Source organism: Tunicatimonas sp., from assembly GCF_049647865.1.
Lineage (GTDB): Bacteria > Bacteroidota > Bacteroidia > Cytophagales > Cyclobacteriaceae > Tunicatimonas.
This window is the reverse complement of the sequence record NZ_JBARYM010000024.1, coordinates 1-1,888: the sequence shown is the minus strand read 5'-3', so window position 1 is coordinate 1,888 and position 1,888 is coordinate 1. Positions and strand designations below refer to the sequence as shown.

The following is a 1,888-nucleotide window of genomic DNA, read 5'->3' as shown; positions in this document are numbered from 1 at the left end:
AGGTAGATACTGCGCGTAGCCTAAAGCAGCAACTCCCCGAGGAACAATACTTACTTTCACCAAAGGATCAGCGTGTTCTAAGAACCATCCGGCTACCGCATGACCAGCCTCGTGGTAAGCCACAATTTCTTTCTCTTCGGGCGAAATTATTTTATTCTTCTTCTCTAGTCCACCAATAACTCGATCAATAGCATCGTGAAAATCTTGGGTTTCAATAACCTTCTTATCCCTTCGAGCCGCAATCAGAGCGGCTTCATTACAAATATTGGCAATCTCAGCTCCAGCAAAACCGGGGGTTTGCGCGGCTAGTTTCTTAGGGTTAATGTCCTTTGATGTTTTTAGAGGCTTCAAGTGTACCTTGAAGATAGCTTCCCGGCCAACAATATCTGGTTTGTCAATAGAAATCTGGCGATCAAAGCGTCCGGGGCGCAATAGAGCAGAGTCTAGCACATCGGGGCGGTTAGTGGCGGCCAGAATAATTACTCCCGAATCAGTAGAGAACCCATCCATTTCAGCCAGCAAGGAGTTGAGCGTATTTTCGCGCTCATCGTTAGAACCGGGCATAGCTCCTTTTCCTCGCGCTCGCCCTACCGCATCAATCTCGTCAATAAATATAATACAAGGGGCCTTTTCCTTAGCTTGTTTGAACAAGTCGCGTACTCGTGCGGCTCCAACCCCAACAAACATCTCTACAAAGTCGGAACCAGATAGGGAGAAGAAAGGAACTCCCGCTTCACCGGCTACCGCCTTGGCTAATAATGTTTTACCGGTACCGGGTGTACCAATGAGCAAAGCACCCTTTGGTATTTTACCTCCTAAATTAGTGTACTTAGATGGGTTTTTTAGAAAGTCGACGATCTCTCGGACTTCTTCCTTGGCTTCGTCTAACCCTGCTACATTGTCAAACGTGATGTTCACCTTATTCTCCGCATCGAATAGAGCAGCGCGGGATTTTCCAATATTAAATATTTGTCCACCCGGGCCACCACCTCCGGCCATTCGCCGCATCAAAAACCAGAAGCCGAACAGCAGTAGGAATAGAAAGCCCCATTGGAACAACCAGCCAACTACATCGGAGCGTTCTTCTACCCCGTAACCGATGCGCTCGCTTTCGGGTAAATCACTCTGCGCTTCATTAAAATCATCAACGAAAACTTTCGCATCCAGTATCTTTAGAAGATAGTGTGGCCCCGACATCATCGGGAACGGATTACGCTCTTCTAGTTCATTGCGATACGCTGGTTTCTCTAAAGCTTCTGAGGTAAGTGTAATTTCCGCTCTATTTTGCTGAGCAATTAGTATTACCTCCTTTACATCACCTTCGCTTAACATTTTATCGAAGCGACGCTGATCAATCTTAACCGTAGAGTTGCTTTTATTGAAGTACGTAACCCCCAAGATCAAAGCCAGTAAGGTTACGATAATCCATATTGGATAGTTGGGCCGTTGCGGGGGCTTCGGCATCATTTTTTTCTTCTTAGAATCTGCCATTTATTTGATAATATCCTTATTCTGAATGAAATGCAATTTAGTTAAACTTAACTACGAACGCATACTTTTACTACAAAGTTTTGAGCGATACATCCGAATCTATGGGGGTGATTACTGCATCGCCCCAAAGTTCTTCTAAAGCAAAAAACTCCCGGCGGTCGTGCGTAAAAACATGGGCTACTACATTGACATAGTCGAGTAGCATCCATTCTCGGTTTTCTTTACCTTCCCGGTGCCAGGGATTTTCTCCGGTTTTTTCCTTTATTTCCTTCTCAATAGAGTTAACAATTGCGTCTAGTTGCGTATCAGAATTACCAGAGCAAATGACGAAGAAATCGGCTACCGCATTTTTTACTTTTCTTAAATCCAGTTTTACAATATCTTCGGCTTTCTTTTC

2 protein-coding genes are annotated in these 1,888 nt (G+C 44.7%); both read right to left on the bottom strand.

The window, feature by feature from the left end:
• The coding region (ftsH, locus tag WBA23_RS00995) for an ATP-dependent zinc metalloprotease FtsH (protein WP_424580364.1) at window positions 1–1,491 on the bottom strand (1,491 nt) is incomplete at its 3' end.
• Window positions 1,492–1,561: 70 nt separating this feature from the next.
• On the bottom strand, window positions 1,562–1,888 hold a 327-nt coding region (rsfS, locus tag WBA23_RS00990), incomplete at its 5' end, for a ribosome silencing factor (RefSeq protein ID WP_424580363.1).